This is a genomic window from Brevibacterium sp., from assembly GCF_031179145.1.
Lineage (GTDB): Bacteria > Actinomycetota > Actinomycetes > Actinomycetales > Brevibacteriaceae > Brevibacterium.
On sequence record NZ_JAPSIB010000009.1, the window covers coordinates 1 to 19319 of the forward strand.

Below are 19319 nucleotides of genomic sequence, written 5' to 3' on the forward strand. Positions count from 1 at the left end.
CGGCGCCGGCGATGACACCGGTGAGGACTCGACGGCGACTCGGGCTGGCGGAGGTGCTTCGTGGGGACTCCATCGGCCCTCCCTTCGACGGGCAACCTTCAGCGGGCAACGAAAAACCGGCCGGACCTTACGGTCCGGCCGGGATCGGAGGGGATGACGGGAATCGAACCCGCACCATCAGTTTGGAAGACTGAGGCTCTACCATTGAGCTACATCCCCGTGCTGCGAATATGACTATAGTCGAGTCGCTCCTCGTCTTTCAAATCGCTTCGGCATGACCCGCGTCACACCCCCGCAGCGGCTTTCGAACAACCGATTCTGTGACCTGCGACCTATTCTTGGGCTCGGCTGGTGACAACGTGCATCCACCCCCTGCTTGTGGTTAGATTGACTTCGTCGCGGGATGTGGCGCAGCTTGGTAGCGCATCTGTTTTGGGAACAGAGGGTCGCAGGTTCAAATCCTGTCATCCCGACGATTTGAAGCCGTTCGGACTCCGGTCCGGGCGGCTTCTTCTGTCGGTGGCGGGCGGAGCCCGCGTGCTTCGGATGGGAAAGGGACTTCTAATGGGAAAGGGACCGAGATGACCAGGGTCGCGGAGGCGGAGTCCTCACAGGCGGAGTCCTCACAATCAGAGTACGCACGAGCAGGGCTCGCACAGGACGGTCCGCTGCGCATCGGCACCGACGGCGCAGCCCGGAAGAATCCGGGCCCTGCTGGATGGGCGTGGGTCGACGAACATGGAAACTACGCCGCCGGGTCATGGGTGAGGGAGACGAACAATGTCGCCGAGCTCACCGCGATCAAGATGGCACTGGCCGACCACCGGAACACGCCCCTGATCATCGAGTCGGACAGCCAGTATGCGATCAACTGCATCACCAAATGGGCGCCGGGCTGGCGACGCAACCCGGCCAAGGCGGAGGGCAAGAAGAACCTCGACCTCATCTACTCGATCCTCGACCTGCTCGAGGATCGCGACCGAGCGGTGAAGTTCGTCTGGGTGCGCGGTCACGATGAGTCCAATGCCCATCCGCTCAACACGGCCGCGGATCTCCTGTCCGCACAGTTCGCCGACCGGCGCATCGATACAGCGCGAGTCTCAGGTCATCATGAGATCGACTGGGCCGTCCGCGCGGATGCGTCCACCGGCAGCTCTCGCGCAGGGAAGCAGAAGCGTTCGCGGAAGGGGCCGTGGGCGACCCAGACCCAGATCGGACAGGAACTAGGACTGTCCTCGATCGCGGTGGGCAAGAAGCTCGAGCGGCTCGGTCTGCGCGCGGACAAGACGGCCACCCAGTCGGCTCTCGATGATGGCCTGGCGAAGGCCCGGAAGATGAAGACCGGCACCACCTTCTACGTCTGGCATTCGGCGAAAGTCACCCCGCTGCTCAGCGCCGCAGACTGATCTGGCTGCGCTCGGGCTGATCTAGCCGCGCTCGGGCTGAGGTGGCCGCGTTCGGGCTGAGGTGGACGCGCTCGGAGTTCTCGGGATCCCGACTCCCACAGCGCTCCAGAATTCTCGTGTCAGGAGTGGCCGCTAATGTGAGGTCATGGAGGCACACCCCGCATCCGACACCGTCACCGAGGCATCAGTCACCCTCGCCGAGGTGGATCGGTTCAGTGCGCTCCTCCGCGATCTGGCTCCCGCCAACACCGAACAGGACGCCCTGAAACGGATCACCGCGTTCGAAGAACTCAAGGCCACCCTCGCCGCAGCCCAGGCCAAGGAAGCCCTCGTCTTCGAACGTCTCCGCATCGACCGCGACGCCCTCAACCGGGTGCCGGCCGCCAAACGAGGGGTCCGGGCCGGTGATGAGATCGGATTCGCGAGGAAGACCAGCCCCGGATCGGGGCGGAAGTTCCTCACCACCGCGCGCACCCTCACCGACCTTCCACACACCTTCGACGCTCTGAAGACCGGGGTCATCAGTGAAGCCAAGGCGAAGACCATCGCCGACGAACTCACAGACCTCGGCCCATCCGATCGCCGGGCAGTGGACCACCGCATGCGCAACAGTCTCGGTGACGCCGGCATCAAGAGCCTGCGCCACGAAGCCCGTGCCCTGGCAGTCGAACTCGCCGCAGACGATGCCGCACAGCAGACAGCTCAAGCCGTCGCGAATCGCCGAGTGACCGTGACCTCCCTGACCAATGGGATGGGACACGTCTCTGCCACCGTGCCTCTCGTCCAAGCCATCGCCGCCTATGAAGGGCTCAAGACCGCCGCGGATTCCATCATGGCCCAGGGTGATGCCGACGGTCGCCGGCACAGCCAGGTGATGACCGACGTGTTCGTCGAACGACTCACCGGTCAGGACACTGCCGACGCCGTCCCCGTTGAGGTGCTCCTCGTCATCGAAGCCGAATCCCTGCTGTCTGTCGGACAGGTGCCCGCTTGGTTGCCGGGGTACGGTTCACTGCCGGCGAAGACGGCGCGCAACTACATCGCTGGGAACACAGGGCGAGTGTTCCTTCGCCGCCTCTTCACCACGCCCCACGACGGACAACTCGTGGGGATGGAGTCGCGCGGCCGGGTGTTCCCCGAACTGCTGCGCCGGATGATCGTCCTCCGCGACGATGTCTGCCGCACCCCCTGGTGCGATGCGCCGATCAGGCATGCCGACCACACCACTCCGGTCGCCGCTGGTGGGCAGACGGAATGGACGAATTCGTCAGGTCTGTGCGCCAGCTGCAATTACGCCAAGGAGCATCCGGGTTGGCGTCATGACATCGACGGAGATGATCTCATCGTCGCCACTCCCGCGGGTCAGCGTTATCGGGCGGGGCCGCGTCCAGTGGTGACGAAGATGAGCATCCCACGCCGAGCACCGACCACCCCTGACGGCAAGAGGGATTGGAAGCAGGCCCTGGCCGGTTTCCTCAGGCCCGCGCCTCCACCACCCCCGCGATCTCAGCCGAATCCACCATCGTCAGACATCAGCTGGCTCGAACACCACTTCCGTACTCGGATCCTCCCCGACTCCGGGTGAGGCAGAGCGCGTCTCCCACAGCCCACCCACGGAAGTCCGCGGCTCACTTCTGGAAGTCGATGACCTGCCGCACCACGGTACCGTCGGCCAAGGCGTCGAGGGCTTCGTTGATCTCATGCAGTCCAATGGTGTCGGAGATCAACTCCTCGACCGGCAGCTTCCCGTCGCGCCACAACTGCGCGTAGATGGGAATGTCCCGACTGGGAACGGCCGAACCGAGGTACGAGCCGATGACGGTCCGCGCCTCCGCCGTCAGCGTCACGGGGGTGATACGGGATTCCGCGTCCGGTGCAGGCAGCCCGACGGTCACCGTTGTGCCGCCCACCGCTGTGGCCGCGAAGGCGGTTTCGAAGGCCAGCGGATGTCCGGCGCATTCGACCACCACGGCAGCCCGGCGATCACCGAGCTCCTCGGGGGTGAAGACTTCGGCGGCACCCAGTTCCTTCGCGCGGGCCAGCTTGTCGGGATTCGCATCAACGCCGATCACGCCGCCGGTCTCGATGCTCAGGGCGGTCAGCAGCGCCGCCATCCCGACACCGCCGAGACCGACGATCATGACTTCGTCCTCCGGGCCAGGTGCTCCCGCATTGAGGACGGCGCCGCCACCCGTGAGCACCGCGCAGCCAAGCACCGCGGCGATCGGAGCCGGGACATCGGCGCCGACCGGCACCAGAGAGGCCCGGTTGACGACGGCGTGAGTGGAGAACACCGACGCGCCGAGGTGGTGGAGCACCTCAGCGCCGTCGGCCTCGTGCAGCCGTACCTTGTGACCGTCGAAAGGCAGTGTCCCCGCGGTGTTGGTGGCGCTGCCAGGCGTACAGGGCAGCTTGCCGTTCGTAAGGCAATTGGCACATTCTCCGCAGCGCGGCAGGAACACGGTCACGACCTGGTCGCCAACGTGGAGGTCGTCGACGCCGGTGCCAAGGCGCTCGACGAGTCCCGCTCCTTCGTGGCCGAGCAGCATCGGCAGAGGTCGGGGCCGGTTGCCGTCGACGACCGAGAGATCAGAGTGACAGACGCCTGCTGCGGTGAGCCGGATGAGCACTTCGCCCGGGCCGGGGTCGTCAAGCTCAAGCTCTTCGATGCACAGGGGCCGTGAGCGTGCGTAAGGGCGCTCGGCCCCCGTCGTCCGCAGCACTGCCCCCGAGATCTTCACAGTGCGTCCTGACCCTTGTCCTCGTAGTCGGCCATGATCGTGATCCGGCGCTCATGCCGTTCGTCACCCGAGAACGGTTCGGCAAGGAATGCGTCGACGATGGCGAGCGCTTCCTCTTCCGAAAGCTGACGGGCTCCCACCGACACGATCTGGGCGTTGTTGTGCTGGCGGGCGAGCTTTGCGATCTCCGGGTTCCAGGCCAGTGCGGTGCGCGCACCCTTGACCTTGTTCGCTGCCATCTGCTCACCGTTACCGGAACCTCCGATGACCACTCCGAGAGCCTCGACGCCGTCATTGACATCGTCGACGACAGCTTGTGCAGCCTCGATGCAGAACGCGGGGTAATCGTCGAGCGCATCGTATTCGAACGCGCCGTGGTCGACGACCTGGTGTCCGGCCTCGCCGAGGTGGGCCTTGAGGACCTCTTTGAATTCGAAGCCTGCGTGGTCGGTGCCGAGATGAACCTTCATGGATGCTCCTTCGAGCCGTGGGACGGCCAATTGAGTGGGATGGCCAGTGGTCTGGACCTGTCGGTTGTCTGGATCTGTCGTGTGTGGAGAAGAGTGGTTCTGTCGTCTGTGCGAGGTAGAGCGAAACTGTCGTCTGTGCGAGGTAGAGCGAATCTGTCGTATGTCTGGAGAGGAGCGACTCTGCCGGTTGTGTGAGGCAGAACGGCCGTCAGTCGAAGATCGGGCCCTTGTCGCGAGTCCGCTTGAGTTCGAAGAAGCCCGGCGTCGAGGCGACGGCGACGACTCCGTCGAAGAGCCGACCGGCGTCCTCACCCTTGGGCGCAGGGGTCACGACGGGGCCGAAGAAGGCGGTTCCCGCCACACGGCAGATCGGCGTGCCCACATCGGCTCCGACGAGGGAGAGCCCTTCGTCGTGCGAGGCCTGCAGGACCTGGTCGAAGTCATCGCGCGCACCGAATTCGGTGAGCTCGGCGGGCAGACCCAGCTCCTCCAGCGCCAGGGCAGTGGCCTTGTCGAAGTCCCTCTCGCCACCGGGGTGGATGCGAGTGCCGATCGCGGTGTAGAGCGGTTCGGCGATCTCTTCCCCGTGCTTCTCGATAGCCGCGGTGACCACACGCATGGGTGAGAGTGTGCGATCGATGAGCTCGCGGTAATCGGGGTCGAGCTCCTTGTCACGGTTGAGGATGTTCAGACTCATGACGTGGAACTTCACATCGACATCGCGCACTTTCGCGACCTCCAGCGCCCAGCGCGACGTCATCCACGCCCACGGGCAGGCGACGTCGAACCATAGGTCAAGAGTTTCTCTGCTCAATTTCGCTCCTCGATCGCAGCGTCGCGGGCCCTCACCCGTGATCTCCTCACCCAATCTAGCAAGCATCGGTGGAGGCTTTGAATACGCGGCACCGGAACGGGCGAATCGGCGCACCCCACAGGACGGGAAACCGGAAGGGTCCATGAAAGAATGACGAAGTACACCCGGTCCCAATGCGGAGGACACCCGAAGTGCCCCAACACAACCTCACCCGCGAGGAAGCACGCAGTCGTTCGTCCCACATCACTGTTTCGAGCTACGAGGTCACTGTGGTCCTCGACGGCCAGGGCGAGCATTTCCGAGTCCGCTCCCGCACCCGCTTCACCGCCGAGCCGCGATCGACGACCTTCATCGACGCGATCACCGCCAGCGTCGAACGCATCCAGCTCAACGGCCTTGACCTCGAGATCGCCGAGGTCGTCTCCCCCGCCCGCATCACGCTGCCGGAGCTGGCCGCGGAGAACGAGCTCGTCATCGACGCCCACTTCCACTACATGAACACCGGCGAGGGCATGCACCGGTTCGTCGACCCCATCGACGACGAGACCTATCTCTACACCCAGTTCGAGGTGCCCGACGCCCGGCGCGTCTTCCCCGTGTTCGAGCAGCCCGACCTCAAGGCGTCGTACTCCTTCACCGTCGTCGCTCCCGAGCACTGGACGGTCGTGTCGAACTCCCCCACTCCGAATCCGGCCGATCCCGCCGAGGTCTTCGCCGACCTCGGCGAGAACCCGATCCCCGGCACCTCGGTGTGGCAGTTCGCCCCGACCACTCCGATCTCGTCCTACATCACCGCGATCGTGGCCGGTCCCTACAAAAGCGTCCACTCGGAGATCATCTCCTCCGATGGTTCCCCCGTCCCACTGGGTCTGTACGCCAGGGCGTCGCTGTTCGAGCACCTCGACGCGGAGAATCTGTTCGCAATCACCCGCGCGGGCTTCGAGTTCTTCGAGCGTGAGTTCGGCACCGCCTACCCCTTCGAGAAGTACGACCAGCTCTTCGTGCCCGAGTTCAACGCCGGCGCCATGGAGAACGCTGGCGCGGTGACGATCCTCGAGAACTACATCTTCCGCTCTCGTCCCACCGAGGCATTGGTTGAACGCCGTGCGGTGACCGTTCTCCATGAACTCGCCCACATGTGGTTCGGAGATCTCGTGACCATGCGGTGGTGGAACGACCTGTGGCTCAACGAGTCCTTCGCGGAGTTCATGTCGACTCTCGCCACCGCCGAGGCGACCAAGTTCTCCGAGGCCTGGACGACCTTCGCGACGATCGAGAAGTCATGGGCCTACCGGCAGGACCAACTCCCGAGCACGCACCCGATCGTCGCGCCCATCGACGATCTCGCCGATGTCGAGGTCAACTTCGACGGCATCACGTACGCCAAAGGCGCCTCTGTGCTCAAGCAGCTTGTCGCCTGGGTCGGCAGAGCGGAGTTCTTCGCCGGCCTCCAGGCGTACTTCCGCCGCTTCGCCTGGTCGAACACCGAACTGAGCGACCTCCTCGATGAGCTCGAGGCCACCAGCGGCAGAGACCTCACCACCTGGTCGAAGCTGTGGCTCGAGGAGTCAGGAATCAACCTGATCACCGCAGAGGTCGAGACCGAGACCTCCCCGGACACCGGCGCCGAGGTGGTGTCGGCGTTGCGTGTGAGACAGACCCCGTGGATCCTCGAGGGCCAGCCCGTCCCTTCTCTGCGCCCGCATCGCCTCGCGGTCGGGTTCTACTCCGATGATGGGACCGGCGCGCTCGTGCGCACGCACTCGCTGCCCATCGACATCGATTCGGCAGAGACCCTCGTCGCCGAGGCGCGCGGGCTCGCGAAGCCCGACGTCATCATCGTCAACGACGCCGACCTCACGTATGCCAAGGTGCGCTTCGATGAGCGCAGCATGGAGGTCGCCGCTGCCCGGTTGAGTGACTTCGACTACTCGCTGACCCAGCTGCTCGTCCTCAACACCCTCTGGGACAGCGTGCGCGACGGGGAACGCCCGGTCCAGGACTACATCGACGTCGTGCTCACCCACCTGGCCGCGATCACCCACTCGTCCGGGCTTCTCATGCAGATGCGTCAGCTCGACACCGCGGTGACGGCCTATCTGCCGCCGGAGGCACGCACCCACGCCCACGCCGAGGTGGCCGCTCGTCTGCTCGAACTGCTCGATTCCGTGACTCCCGGAACGGATCAAGTCTTCCAGTTCGTCCAGGGCTTCATCCGTCACGCCCGGACCGAGGAGCAGATCAACCGTCTGCGGTCGTGGCTCGAGGGCGCAGACGAGACGATCTTCGGGGTCACCCTCGACACGGACCTGCGGTGGGAGATCCTCATCGCACTCGCCGGCCGCGATGCCTGTGAGGACGCGGCGATCACCTCGGCGTCCAAGGACGATCCGAGCGCCACCGGTCAGCGACAGGCCGCGACCGCTCGCGCCGCCCGGCCCACCTCGGCGGCGAAGACCAGGGCATTCACTCGCATGATCGACGATATCGACCTCCCCAACTCGGAACTCGGCGCCTTGGCGAATGGCTTTCCGCGGGGTCTGCAGCAGTCGGACGGGGAATTGATCCGCGCCGAGGAACCGCTGCAGGACTTCGCCTCCGAGTACTTCCAGCGGGTGTCGGGATGGTGGGAGACGCGGACCTTGGAGATGGCGCAGACGATGACTGTGCAGCTCTTCCCGCCGGCGGGTGAACGGACCGTGTCCCAGGCCAGGCAGTGGTTGGCCGATCATCCGGCGGCTCCCAAGGGTTTGCTGCGACTGATGCGCGAGAACCTCGCCAACGCCGAGCGGGCGCTGTCGGTTCAGCGAATGTCCAGCGACTCCGAGGAAGCGTTGACCTACAGCCGTTAGAGTCGGAAGCATCATGACTTTCGAAGCACTTGAGACCAGCTTGCAGGCCGCGCAGCAGATCGACTGGGAATTCCTCCTCGGCCCTCCACTTGCGATCGCGATCATCATCATCGGCGCAATCGTTCTGAACATGGTGATCCGACTATTCATCCGGCGCTTCGCCGCGGCCGTTGCCAAGGGCACCGTCGGCAGTTCGGAGTCCGCTCGTGGACGCTTCTCCGCGTCCGCGATACAGGCGAAGGAAAGCGGCTTCGAACCCGCGATCGTCCGCGAGCGTCGGGCGCAGCGTGCCAAAACGGTTGGTCGCCTGCTGTCCTCGGTGGCCACGATCCTCATCGTCGTCATCGCCGTCCTCATGATCCTCGACAAATTGAGCTTCAACATCGCCCCGATTCTGGCCTCGGCCGGTATCGTCGGTGTTGCCCTCGCCTTCGGTGCACAGGCGCTCGTCAAGGACTACCTCTCGGGCTTCTTCATGGTCGTCGAGGACCAGTACGGGATCGGCGACACCGTCGACCTGGGCGAGGCCATCGGGACCGTCGAGGACGTTGGCCTGCGGACCACTCAGGTGCGTGGGCTCGACGGCACCCTCTGGCATGTGCGCAACGGTGAGATCCTGCGGGTGGGCAATCAGTCGCAGGGCTGGGCCCGAGCCGTCCTCGACATCCCCATCGCCTACAACACGACGATGGACACCTACTCCGAGATCATCACCGCGACCACTGAGGCGGTGGAGCGGGATCCCGAGATCTCCGACTCCATCCTCGAGAAGCCGGAGATCTGGGGAGTCGAGTCGCTGTCGGCCGAATCCCAGGTCATCCGCACGGTGCTCAAGACCAAGCCGAACCAGCAGTGGGCAGTGGCTCGTGCTTTCCGGGCAGAGCTCAAGCGGCAGATGGACCGCCGCGGCATCCAGATTCCCTTCACTCAGGAGACCGTGTTCCGGACCCTGCCGGACCCGACGGAGGCCATCAAGATCGCGGCCACGAATGAGACCCATGAGGCCGACCACCATCACGATTCACACGGTCATGATTCGCCCGGGAACGATTCACGCAGTCGTGAGCCGCTTGGCCAGGAGTCGCGCAGTCATGATGCGCACGGAGGCTCCGGACCGAAACCGAATTCGGACACCTCGGCATCGCGGACGCGAAACGGGGATACTGGAACTGATCATGCCGGCGACCTGACCGGCGGCCCGAGAACCGGCAAGGGGAACTGAGCACACGTGAGCGCTGCGTCAAACGACACCATCTTCACCGCGGTGGGTGGCCACCCCACCTTCACCCGCCTCGTCGACGTGTTCTACAACCACGTGGCCAAAGATGAAGTGCTCATCGCCATGTATCCCGAGGGCCAGGAGCTCAAGGGGGCCAAGCATCGGCTCCAGACCTTCCTCGAGCAGTACTTCGGCGGCCCTTCGACCTATCAGGACGAACGCGGACACCCACGACTGCGGATGCGCCACTTCCCGTATCCGATCGACTTCAGTGCCCGTGACCGGTGGCTGACGTGCATGAGAGCGGCTCTCGACGATGTGTCGCTGCCACCGCTGTACGAAGAGGTCTTCTGGGACTACTTCCAGCGGGCGGCCACCGCAATGGTCAATACTGCGGGCCACGAAGTCTGAGCGACAGCGAACTGGCCGTCAGGCGTTGCGCGGGTTACCGGCCGTCGGGCGGTTGGGCAGGTTACCGGCCGTCAGACGGCTGCGCGGGTTACCGGCCGTCAGGCGGTTGCGCGGGTGAGCAGGTGACCGCCGGGGGTGACCAGTCGCAGCCATCCGGGCGAGGCCATCACAGGATGCCTCTCCCCCGCCCCAGAACTCGTCGCGTCAGAACCTGTTGCCCCGGAACTGAGTGCGTCAGTCATTGTCGCCTCGGGCACGAACTTGAGTCCGGCGGCGGCGAACGCGACTCCCGCCGGAAGAGTGGTCCCCGCCTCGGCGCTCATCGGCTTCGACCAGATCCGGGAGCGCAGAGCCTTCACGGCGTGCGACCCCGCATTCGCGGGCGTTCCCTCACTCACCTCGGCGATGCCGGACTCGGCAGTGCGCCTGATGACCTCCTCGGACAGCGTGTCGACAGGCGTCCACCCACCCTTGGGCGGGGCGATCCCGCTCCAGGACACCAGCACTGAGTTCGGCGGCAGCGGCAGTGAGGTTCCGTTCTCCTCCCGTGCGAAGCGGTCCTTGAGGTTCGACAGGGGCACCACCTCGTCGAGGCCGTCGAGTTCGGGGCCGGCCAACCGCATCATCCGCATCGCGAGCACCAGCGGCGTCGAATCCCCGATGCCGTGCGGGTAGAGCGGAGCGACCGTGAGAACGAGCACATTCGAGGACACGTGCAGTCGCATCGCCCCATCGGGGTCGAGCCGGTGGGCCAGCGACGTGAACGCAGCGAGATCCTTCAGCGCCAGCGGGTCGGCGATCTCCAGAGTCGTCATCGGCGGCGGCCTCGCAGCGGCACGGCGGGTTGGATGATCGATTCCATTGCTCGGGTCTCCTCGAGGCTGAGTCGACGCGGGCGCGAGGCGGCCCGGTCGATGAAGGCGATGACGGTCTCGGCCACGGTATAGGCCAGGGAGCCGTCGGGCTCCGCGATGACGTAACCGATCGTCACAGACGCCGGCCTCACCTCGCTGATCACCAGGTCGACGGCGATCGGGCCCGGCCGGTAACGGATGGGCGCCCGGTACTCGATCGAATGCGCGGTCACGAGCATCTCGGTGGTCGCCGAGGCCCGCGCGAAGATCGGCGGGATCTGGATGCCGGAGACGGTCTCGGCGATCCCGAACCGCCCGGTGGCCGCGTCCGCGTCGCTCGTGTGCGTCGGCGACCCCAGAGCCCGCACACGCGCCTCCTCCAGCAGGCGGAGCTGAGTGACATTGTTGACATGACCGTAGGCGTCGAGGTCGCCCCACCGCAGCTCCAGCAGGACGCGGGTGAATTCCTTGAGATGAGGATTGGCAGGGAGATGGGGATCGGCAGGACGGGAACGCATCCCTCCATCATGCCATCCGACGTCGGGTGGCATGCCCTCGGCACGAAACTCCCGTCGGCTCACGTTAGGATCGTCTGCAGATGTACCAGTCGTTGACTGAGAAGACGTAGTTCGAGGCTGGAGGGCCGAGTGAGCGCTGAAGAGATGGCACAGGCGAATGTCGCAGAGCTGCGGGAGCTGCTCGACCTGGAGAGGGTGGATGTCACCTCCACCTCCCGGGAGAGCGACTTCTTCCTCGGTCGCAGCCAGTACAAGCCCGACGGTCGCGTGTTCGGCGGGCAGGTGCTCGCTCAGTGCATTGTGGCGGCGGCGCGGACGATGCCCGAGGAGCGCCTCATCCATTCCCTGCACGGCTACTTCCTGCGGGCCGGTGATGTCAGCGAGCCGATCGAATTCGGTGTCGAGCGCCTCCGCGACGGCCGCTCATTCTCGGCCCGGCGAGTCCATGCCTATCAGAGGAACCAGCCGATCCTGTCCCTGATCGCCTCGTTCCAGGACGAGCAGGACGGCCTCGAGCACGCCGAGAAGATGCCGGAGGGACTGCCGGGCCCGGAGGACTGTCCGGAGATCCGCGATGTCCTCGCCGGCAGCGACAACCCGCATGTGACCGAATGGATCAACAAGCGACCCTTCGATGTCCGACCGGTCGAGCATCCTCTCTACTACAACACTCCCGAGGACCGGGAGCTCACGCACCAGCACGTCTGGTTCCGCACCAGTGCGCCCTTCGGCGACGATCCGGTTCTCAACGCCGCGGCCCTCGCCTACGCCAGTGACTACAACCTGCTCGAACCTGCGCTGCGCCGGCAGGGGCTGAACTGGACCACGCCCGGACTGCGCGTGGCCAGCCTCGACCACGCCATGTGGTGGCACCGCCGGGTGCGGGTCGACGAGTGGATGCTCTACGTGCAGGAGTCGCCCGCCGCCCAGGGCGGACGCGGCCTCGGCTATGGACGCATCTTCTCCCGCGACGGTGCGCTCCTGGCCACCGTCGCCCAGGAGGGAATGGTCCGCGTCAAGGCAGCCGGCTGACGGAACTCACCGGGTGAGGCCTCAGCAGTAATGAGCAAGCCCCCGGCGGTCGGCCGGGGGCTTGCTCATCTCTGCGCACTGATTCAGTCGCGGGTGAGACGGCGATGCGTCACGCGGTGGGGACGGGCAGCGTCCTCGCCGAGGCGCTCGACCTTGTTCTGCTCGTAGGATTCGAAGTTGCCCTCGAACCAGTACCACTGGGCAGGGTTCTCGTCCGTGCCCTCCCACGCGAGGATGTGCGTGGCCACCCGGTCGAGGAACCAGCGATCGTGCGAGACGACCACGGCGCAGCCCGGGAATTCGAGAAGTGCATTCTCCAATGAGCTCAGGGTCTCGACGTCGAGGTCGTTGGTCGGCTCGTCGAGCAGCAGCAGGTTGCCGCCCTGCTTGAGCGTCAGCGCCAGGTTGAGACGGTTGCGCTCACCGCCGGAGAGCACACCGGCCTTCTTCTGCTGGTCCGGACCCTTGAATCCGAACGCCGAGACGTAGGCTCGTGACGGCATCTCGACCGCGCCGACCTGGATGAAGTCGAGTCCGTCGGAGACGACCTCCCAGAGGGACTTCTCCGGGTCGATTCCGCCGCGGGACTGATCGACGTAGGAGATCTTGACGGTGTCGCCGATCTTCAGATCTCCCCCGTCGAGCTCTTCGAGGCCGACGATCGTCTTGAACAGGGTCGACTTTCCGACGCCGTTGGGTCCGATCACACCGACGATACCGTTGCGCGGCAAGGTGAAGGTGAGTCCGTCGATGAGCAGCCGGTCGTCGAATCCCTTCCGCAGGTCCTTGGCTTCGATGACGATGTCGCCGAGGCGCGGGCCGGCCGGAATCTGGATCTCCTCGAAGTCCAGCTTCCTCGTCTTGTCGGCCTCCGCTGCCATCTCCTCATAGCGCGCCAGACGAGCCTTCGACTTCGTCTGCTTCGCCTTCGGATTCGACCGCACCCACTCGAGTTCGTCCTTGAGCCGCTTGGCCAGCTTAGCGTCCTTCTTGCCCTGGACCTGCAGACGCTGCTGCTTCTTCTCCAGGTAGGTCGAGTAGTTGCCCTCGTAGGGGTAGAGGTGTCCGCGGTCGATCTCCGCGATCCATTCGGCCACGTGATCGAGGAAGTACCTGTCGTGAGTGATCGCGATGACAGCACCCGGGTAGCTCTTCAGGTGCTGCTCCAACCACAGGACGGATTCGGCGTCGAGGTGGTTGGTGGGCTCGTCGAGCAGGAGCAGGTCCGGCTTCTCGAGCAGCAACTTGCACAGCGCGACACGACGACGCTCGCCGCCGGACAGGACACTGACCTCGGCGTCGGGCGGCGGACAGCGCAGCGCATCCATGGCCTGTTCGAGCTGGGAGTCGAGGTCCCAGGCGTCGGCAGCGTCGATGGCCTCCTGCAGCTTGCCCATCTCTTCCATCAGAGAATCGAAATCGGCATCCGGGTTCGCCATCTCTTCTGAGATGGCATTGAAACGGTCGACCTTCGCCTTGATCTCGCCGACGCCCTCCTGCACGTTGCCGAGAACCGTCTTCTCTTCATTCAGCGGCGGTTCCTGCAGCAGGATCCCGACCGAGTAGCCGGGGCTCAGCCGGGCTTCACCGTTGGAGGGCTGCTCGATGCCCGCCATGATCTTGAGAATCGTTGACTTACCGGCCCCGTTCGGACCGACCATGCCGATCTTCGCCCCAGGGTAGAAGGACATCGACACGTCATCGAGAATGACTTTGTCACCGTGCGCTTTGCGCGCCTTGTGCATGGTGTAAATGAATTCGGCCATAGTCAACCCAGATTATCGGTAGTGCACTCCCCAGGGCCAATTGGTTCCGGACGGCCTGGGACACCGGCTCGGACCCCGGCAGCCGAATGCTCCGCACCCCTCGGGCACCTCGGCCTCCGGGCGGCGCGGGCCGCAGGGACGTCAGCCGCTGAGCTCGCCAAGAACGTCGGCCTCCGACCGGTGCGGACCGCAGGAACGTCAGCCGCCGCCGAGGGATGGAGCTTCGCCGGAGGAGTCACCCTCGGATCCCGAACCGCTGCCGGTCCCGTCGTCCGAGGAAGCACCGTCCGTCGCCGACGGGCTTTCGGTCTCGCCGTGGATGTCCTCGCCGGGAAGGTGTCCCTCTCCGTTGTCGTCGCCGTCCTTCGTGCGCTTCTCGCCGGTCGGGGCTTTGACCCCTTCGGGTCGGTCGACGTCACCGAACAGGCAGGCTCCGGTCGATTCGGTCGGCTTCATCAGCTCGGCCGTTGCCTTGCCACCGCGGATCTCACCGACCACGCAGCCCCTGTCCGTCTTGACCCCGAACATCTTCGAGGGAACGTCGTTGCCCAACGGAGATTCGTCGATCGTGGCTTCGAGCTGTTTCGGATCGTAACCGGCATCGATCATCGTGTCGAAGAACTTCTTCGTCGACACCGTGGAATCCTTGTCCCCGGTCAGAGGCTTCACTGCCTCGAGCACCTTGTCGACCTCTGCCTCCTGCGTCTGCTCCGGCTGAGTCGGCTCGGGAGCGTTGTCAGCGCTGTCGAAACCCAGGAGCGAGCACCCGGACAGGGCGATGGTCAGAGCTGCGAGACCCGACAGTGGGATGAGACGCATGGACAACCTCGGCGGGAGGGAACGATGAACGTCTTCACTTTAACTGATCGTTCCGGCCGTCCCCGACAGGGCAGTCAGAAGGGCGCAGCCACCGCGGCAGTGGACCGGGCGATCGCGTCGCCTCCTGTCCGGCCGGCGTCATCGGCGTCGTCATCCCGATTCTCATCGGTCCCGTCGACGAACTCCTCCTCCTCGTCGTCACCGCCGGAGGCAGATCCGTCGGCTGCGTCATTGCCGCCGCTCGCATAGCCGCTGCTCCCGTAGCCGCCGTCGGAGGCACTGCTGCCGGTGCCGGTACCCGGGTAGGGGCGTTCTGTGGCCGACTGTGCAGCGCCGGCGGATTCGCCGGGCCGGTCGAACGTCGCGTCCTCCATCCCACCCCATCCAGAGCTCGCACTCGACTGCGCGGACTGCTGGCTGACGGATCGATGGGCGCCGGAGGACTTCTGGTAATTCGCAGTGCCGTACCGAAGATCGGGTCCGACGTGCTCGGCGATCACGGTCGGGGTGCGGCCGGACTTCTCCTCCGTCGTCCATTCGCGGATCCGCAGACCGCCGTGCACCATGACCGTCATCCCCTGTTTGAGGGACATCGAGACGTTGCTCGCCAACGGTCCGTAGCAGTCGACGGCGAACCATGAAGTGCCGTCATCGACGAACTCGCCCGTCGATTTGTCCAGGTGCCAGTGATTGACGGCCAGCCGGAACGACGCACAGGCACGCCCTGACGGCAGAGTCCTGCACTGCGGGTCCGCGGCCAGAGTGCCGCTGAGGTTGATCGGAATGTTCGACATGGTGTGCTCCCCTGCTCGGATGCCTCGGTGATTGCGACCGGCCGGTGAAGGCACCGGTCAGAATCCATTGGGCACTCCGGCAGCGTCACACGTCGAGAGATGGGGAATGCCCTGTGGATGGGCATCGACCCTCCACAGGGCATTCGCGCATGAGTCCGAGCGCATGTGCGCACGAGTCAGATGGAACCCAGCCGAGCAGCGCGTCCAGGGTCCGCGCACCGGTCGCACCGGTGGGCGCGTCAGTGCTGGCGGAGCTTCTCGTGGGCCACCCGGTGCTCATCGACGACTGCGATCACGGGCTGCAGGTAGGAGCTCTCGGCGACCTGGCCCACGGCAGAGCGCAGCCGATGGTCCACGTCGCGCGCGGCGCTGTCCGCTCCTCTGTTCCGCGCCGACTTCGCCACCACCGAGGTGATGATCGATCCGATGACCCCAAGCACGAACAGTCCCCCGGTCACCGCCCAGCTCCAGCCCGGAAGCCCCGCGGGAGCCACCAGTGCGGCGATGCCCATGACGATCAGACCCAGCAGTCCGATGATCGTGGCGACGAAGAAGACGATCTGGAGCACATGGGCGAGTGACCACCAACCCGGCGTCTGACGCTGGATGTCCACAGCTGTGACGGCCGAGTCGAGGGTGTCGGAGAGCTGATCTGTGCTCGACTTCTCCGCCTCCGCGGCCGCTTTCTGCCATGGCAGCGGCAGTGACTTCACGGATTCGGTGATGAGCTCGTGAGCCATCAGGCGCACCTGGGAGCTCTGGGCCCGGCTCGTCGCCGGAACCGAGGCACGGATGAGTTCGTCCCGGGTCAGACCATGCTTGGCGCCCAGCGGATCGGGCGCATTCCTCTGCATCCACGCGAGCACGGGGTAGCCGGTCTTGCGGTAGGCGCGGCGAATGTAGTCATCGTGAACGGTCTGGGCCACCGCCTCGACGCCGGCGGCCTCGGACATCGTCTCCACGAGTCGCGATGCTCCGGGCAGTTCGTTGGGGGCGAGAACCGGTTCTCCGAGCTCTCCCTGGATCCGCTTGGCCATCGCCTGCATGTCCGAGAGCAGCCGTTCTGCGGCTGCCTGCTTCGAATCGACGGTGTCGGCGAGGATCGACCGGATCTCGGGGATCCCCTCCCGCGTCACAGCAGACGCCATGCGCACCTTGGTGTCGGTGAGCCCATCGGCGACGAGCAGCTGCTGGAGGTGCTCGGCCGCGGCCGTCTGCTCTGCGGGACTGAGCTTGTCGATCTGGTTGAGGACGACGACCATGTTCGAGCTGTTCTCGGCGAGTTTCGTCAAGTACTCCGAGTGCAGGGAGAAGTCGGCGTACTTCTGAGGGTCGACCACCCAGAACACGACGTCGACGAGGCCGACGAGTCGATCCGATTCCACCCGGTGTTCGACTGCGGTCGAGTCGTGGTCGGGCAGATCGAGGAGGATGAGCCCGTGGAGCTTCCTCTGGTCGTCACCGTCGAGTGCGGACTCCCGCCAGGTCCGGCTGCGTTCGGGAACGTGGAGCCAGTTGAGGACATCGGTTCCGCCTTCACCCCAGACACATGCGGTGGGTCGGGCAGTGGTGGGGCGGCGGACGCCGACTCGAGCGATCTCGAGGCCCGCTACGGCATTGAACAGCGAGGACTTGCCCGAGCCGGTGGATCCGGCGAACGCGACGACGGTGAACTCCTCGCCCAGACCCAGTCGATCCTCAGCCCGCTCGAGGAGGTGCTGGGCCTCTGTCCGGGTGGCCCCGCTCAGCTTGTCCTCACGCAGATTCAGTGAGTGCCGGATTCCATCGGCGAGGCGTCGGATCTCGGTTTGCGTCGAGTCGTTCACAGTGCGACCTCCAGGCGATCACCGGCGGCACGCAGGGTGCCTGACTGTCGTGCCGGGACCGCAGCTTGTCCTAGTGCGTTGTCAAATGGCTGTCGGCAACCGCCGACTAATCCTGCCGCGCGGGTGAGGAACCGGTCTCTGATGGATGCGATGAGGTTGGCGGCCTCCTGCTCCCCGAAGATCGTCCCGGCCAGGCTCCGCGCGACGTTCGCGCTTCCCTGCGCGGGCAGCCCCGGCGCCGAGGCGGACTCCGGGTCCCAGAACGCAGCATATTCGAGGACCGCACAGACACCGGCAACACCGAAGGAGAGGATCCTCGCCTTGGACTTCTTCCCCTGACCGATATCGCGCACCAGAGCGTTGACCTCGTTCGACCAGTCGCTGACGGCGGCTTTGACGGAGTCCTCGAGGTCGGCGGCGACCTGCCGCAGCTCAGGGTGATCGGCGACGAGCGCTGCACCGGCCGGCTGATGCTGCCAGTCGACGTTGACCGCGTCGACGACGGCGACCGCCCGTTCCCGCAGGGAGATCGCAGCGCTGCGCAGAATCGCGATATGCAACGGTGCTGCCGCGTCGTGCTTGCCGGTGACGACAGCCGAGATACGGTCGCGCATCCTCGCCATGGTCGGTTCGAGACCGCGGAACAGCTGTCCCGTGCCGACGAAGTCCTGCCAGCGGGCATTGACCTCACCGTGGAGCACACGACCGTCGGAGAACACCTGCAGCAGCCCCTCGTGGGCACTTCGGAAGTTCTCATCGAGGCTGCGTCCCAGCATCTCGTACGCAGTCTCCTGCGATTCGACGAAGCCGGCCAGAGACTTCACCTGCGCAGGCAGGGCGGCGATGGAACCGTCGAGTGTCCGACGCCGGATGCGGTCCTGCGAATCGACCTCGCTGCTCACCTCCTCGACCCAGGAGCGGATCGGGTAGATCGCCGAGTGCGGAAGAAGACCGTCCTCGAGAGTGAGCTCGGCGACGGAGAAGATGGGGGAATTGGCGAGGCCGGCGCTCGAGAGCAGGCTCGACAGGTGATGGCGGACCTCCCGGTTGGCCTCCGGAGGCACGCGGTCGAGGACGATCGCCACCGAGGTGTGACGTGCCGCCGCGTCCCGCAGCAATGCCCACGGAGCCGCATCGGCATAGCGGTTCGCCGTGGTCACGAACAGCCAGAGATCGGCGGCCATGAGGATTCGTCTGGCCAGGGCGCGATTCGATTCGGCCACCGAGTCGATGTCGGGGCAGTCGAGGATGGCTGTGCCGGCGGGCACGTGCTCCTCGGGAATCAGGATCACGGAGGGATCCACGGCACTGGGGTCCGAGCTGCGCGGGAGGTCGGAGAGGAAGTTCGACGATTCGAAGAACGCGGCGTCAGCCGGATTGTGGACGACGATCGGGTTGCCCGTCGTCGGTCGCCGAACTCCGGCGGGGCTGATGGAACGGCCGACGAGCGAGTTCACCAGAGTCGACTTGCCCGCTCCTGTCGATCCGCCGACAGCGATCAGGAACGGGGTCCTGGTGCGGCTGATTCTCGGCAGCAGGTAGTCCGTCAGTTCCGAGGACAGCTGCCGATGCAGTCTGCGTCCTTCCGGTGAGTCGTCGGTCTGCATGGGGAAACGTGTTTCCGAAACCCGCTTCGCTATATCACTCAGGGCTTGACCCACTGGTGGCGTCACCGCACTCTTCCTGTCTGTCATCACGCATCCACTCTGTACGTTTTCACAGCTTCACACCAATTGCCACGCCGTGGCGCGTTCAAAAGCTGCGGCAGGTGACTGTGCTCGGACACAGGTCGGACGC

General features: G+C 65.4%; 16 protein-coding genes and 2 tRNA genes. 7 read left to right on the plus strand and 11 right to left on the minus strand.

Going from position 1 to position 19319, the window contains the following annotated elements:
- Positions 1–148: 148 nt before the first annotated feature.
- A tRNA-Gly gene (locus RIT73_RS08215) sits at positions 149–219 on the minus strand.
- A 180-nt stretch (positions 220–399) separates the two neighbouring features.
- Here RIT73_RS08215 and RIT73_RS08220 point away from each other — a divergent pair.
- The 3 genes from RIT73_RS08220 (at position 400) to RIT73_RS08230 (ending at position 2991) form a co-directional block, all read left to right on the plus strand.
- Positions 400–473 (plus strand) — tRNA-Pro (locus RIT73_RS08220).
- 108 nt (positions 474–581) lie between these two features.
- Complete coding sequence (locus RIT73_RS08225) at positions 582–1406, plus strand: ribonuclease H (RefSeq protein ID WP_309131591.1); 825 nt, start codon at positions 582–584, stop codon at positions 1404–1406.
- Positions 1407–1551: 145 nt separating this feature from the next.
- Positions 1552–2991 carry an HNH endonuclease gene (locus tag RIT73_RS08230; RefSeq protein ID WP_309131592.1) on the plus strand — a complete coding sequence of 480 codons (1440 nt, stop codon included), beginning with the start codon at positions 1552–1554 and terminating at the stop codon, positions 2989–2991.
- Positions 2992–3034: 43 nt separating this feature from the next.
- Here RIT73_RS08230 and RIT73_RS08235 read toward each other — a convergent pair whose 3' ends face one another.
- The 3 genes from RIT73_RS08235 to RIT73_RS08245 all read right to left on the minus strand — a co-directional run bounded on the left by RIT73_RS08235 (position 3035) and on the right by RIT73_RS08245 (position 5431).
- Positions 3035–4147 (minus strand): alcohol dehydrogenase catalytic domain-containing protein, encoded by a 1113-nt coding sequence (locus RIT73_RS08235; RefSeq protein ID WP_309131593.1) that lies wholly within the window; start codon positions 4145–4147, stop codon positions 3035–3037.
- Positions 4144–4617, minus strand: coding sequence for a ribose-5-phosphate isomerase (locus RIT73_RS08240; RefSeq protein ID WP_309131594.1), 474 nt, complete (start codon positions 4615–4617; stop codon positions 4144–4146). Before RIT73_RS08240 ends, RIT73_RS08235 begins: the two co-directional genes overlap by 4 nt.
- 208 nt (positions 4618–4825) lie before the next feature.
- Positions 4826–5431, minus strand: coding sequence for a DsbA family protein (locus tag RIT73_RS08245; protein WP_309131595.1), 606 nt, complete (start codon positions 5429–5431; stop codon positions 4826–4828).
- Positions 5432–5622: 191 nt separating this feature from the next.
- Between RIT73_RS08245 and pepN the strand changes: the two genes are divergently transcribed.
- The 3 genes from pepN to RIT73_RS08260 are packed head-to-tail and all read left to right on the plus strand — an operon-like array spanning position 5623 to position 9913.
- Positions 5623–8283, plus strand: coding sequence for an aminopeptidase N (pepN, locus tag RIT73_RS08250; protein WP_309131596.1), 2661 nt, complete (start codon positions 5623–5625; stop codon positions 8281–8283).
- Between the two features lie 13 nt (positions 8284–8296).
- Positions 8297–9505 carry a mechanosensitive ion channel family protein gene (locus RIT73_RS08255; RefSeq protein ID WP_309131597.1) on the plus strand — a complete coding sequence of 403 codons (1209 nt, stop codon included), beginning with the start codon at positions 8297–8299 and terminating at the stop codon, positions 9503–9505.
- A gap of 6 nt (positions 9506–9511) precedes the next feature.
- The gene (locus RIT73_RS08260; protein WP_309131598.1) at positions 9512–9913 is read left to right on the plus strand and encodes a globin; all 402 of its coding nucleotides are present in this window, start codon (positions 9512–9514) and stop codon (positions 9911–9913) included.
- A gap of 98 nt (positions 9914–10011) precedes the next feature.
- On the opposite strand, the gene RIT73_RS08265 is transcribed toward RIT73_RS08260, so the two are convergent.
- Both RIT73_RS08265 and RIT73_RS08270 read right to left on the minus strand, forming a co-directional pair.
- Complete coding sequence (locus tag RIT73_RS08265; RefSeq protein WP_309131599.1) at positions 10012–10728, minus strand: hypothetical protein; 717 nt, start codon at positions 10726–10728, stop codon at positions 10012–10014.
- Positions 10725–11285, minus strand: a complete 561-nt coding sequence (locus RIT73_RS08270) for an acyl-CoA thioesterase (RefSeq protein WP_309131600.1) — start codon at positions 11283–11285, stop codon at positions 10725–10727. Before RIT73_RS08270 ends, RIT73_RS08265 begins: the two co-directional genes overlap by 4 nt.
- A 144-nt stretch (positions 11286–11429) precedes the next feature.
- Between RIT73_RS08270 and RIT73_RS08275 the strand changes: the two genes are divergently transcribed.
- Positions 11430–12317 (plus strand): acyl-CoA thioesterase II, encoded by an 888-nt coding sequence (locus RIT73_RS08275; protein WP_309131703.1) that lies wholly within the window; start codon positions 11430–11432, stop codon positions 12315–12317.
- 83 nt (positions 12318–12400) lie between these two features.
- On the opposite strand, the gene ettA is transcribed toward RIT73_RS08275, so the two are convergent.
- The 5 genes from ettA to RIT73_RS08300 form a co-directional block, all read right to left on the minus strand.
- Positions 12401–14083, minus strand: coding sequence for an energy-dependent translational throttle protein EttA (ettA, locus tag RIT73_RS08280; protein ID WP_309131601.1), 1683 nt, complete (start codon positions 14081–14083; stop codon positions 12401–12403).
- A gap of 198 nt (positions 14084–14281) precedes the next feature.
- Positions 14282–14902: a DUF6993 domain-containing protein gene (locus RIT73_RS08285; RefSeq protein WP_309131602.1), complete on the minus strand. Its 621-nt coding sequence runs from the start codon at positions 14900–14902 to the stop codon at positions 14282–14284.
- Positions 14903–14976: 74 nt separating this feature from the next.
- Complete coding sequence (locus RIT73_RS08290) at positions 14977–15696, minus strand: single-stranded DNA-binding protein (RefSeq protein WP_309131603.1); 720 nt, start codon at positions 15694–15696, stop codon at positions 14977–14979.
- Between the two features lie 239 nt (positions 15697–15935).
- Complete coding sequence (locus RIT73_RS08295) at positions 15936–17522, minus strand: GTPase (RefSeq protein ID WP_309131604.1); 1587 nt, start codon at positions 17520–17522, stop codon at positions 15936–15938.
- A complete protein-coding gene (locus tag RIT73_RS08300) occupies positions 17519–19129 on the minus strand; it encodes a dynamin family protein (protein WP_309131605.1) in 1611 nt (536 codons plus the stop codon). The genes RIT73_RS08295 and RIT73_RS08300 overlap by 4 nt, the downstream gene beginning before the upstream one ends.
- Positions 19130–19319: the final 190 nt, after the last annotated feature.